Origin of the sequence: Rossellomorea aquimaris (genome assembly GCF_001877785.1) — a bacterium.
GTDB lineage: Bacteria > Bacillota > Bacilli > Bacillales > Bacillaceae_B > Rossellomorea > Rossellomorea aquimaris_A.
In genome coordinates this window covers 1-723 of record NZ_MINN01000098.1, presented here as the reverse complement: position 1 = coordinate 723, position 723 = coordinate 1, and the positions used below count along the sequence as shown (strand labels likewise).

Annotated in this window: 1 protein-coding gene; it reads right to left on the bottom strand. The window is 45.4% G+C overall.

What is annotated here, in order from left to right; translation table 11 throughout:
* Positions 1–54: 54 nt before the first annotated feature.
* On the bottom strand, positions 55–498 hold the full coding sequence (locus tag BHE18_RS14895) for a hypothetical protein (RefSeq protein ID WP_235860335.1): 444 nt from the start codon (positions 496–498) through the stop codon (positions 55–57).
* Between the last annotated feature and the right edge of the window lie 225 nt (positions 499–723).

Below are 723 nucleotides of genomic sequence, written 5' to 3'. Positions count from 1 at the left end.
AATAAAATCCGCCCTGGTCAATGAGACCAAGGCGGATCGATGTTGTTCTATATATTAGACTGTCAATCCGCGCGCTTGGCGGAATTCGGTGATGCGCTGGTCTTTGATGATGCCTTTTTCGATGACGATGGCGTTTTGGACCATTTCAGAAATGCGCCCTTCAAGCAACTCATCCAACATCGGCGCAAAGCCCGTGCTGAGCACTTTCGTGATCGTATGCGGGAACATCGCCGGCGTGTTATCGACAGCATAATGGACGACGCCGTCTACCGTATAGACCGGGTTGTCAATCGTCGTTGGTATCGAGGTTTCGATTTCCAGTTCCGGGTCGCAGCTGACGTCGATAATCATCGCGCCTTTTTTCAAGCGCTTCAAATCTTCACGGTAAATGATGCGGTCGGTGCGTGTCGTATCCCACATGATGCAATTGACGAGTACGTCGTAATCGACCATCTTCTCGCGGAACAAAGCTTCTGCGCGGCGGCCGTAAACGTCCACTTCTGCAAAAAAAAAAACACCAAAATCGTATTAATTCATCTGCTTGAAAAAAAAAAAAAAAAAAAAGGAAAACAGAGATCACATCGATAGTACTAACAGAAACAGACAGAGAGCACCAAACACAGAGATACCAAACTAATGCATGAACGAGGCGCAACATCGAATTGAAAACAGATGATACAACAACATCATAAATCACAAATAGAACAAAAGCAAAAAAGGTAA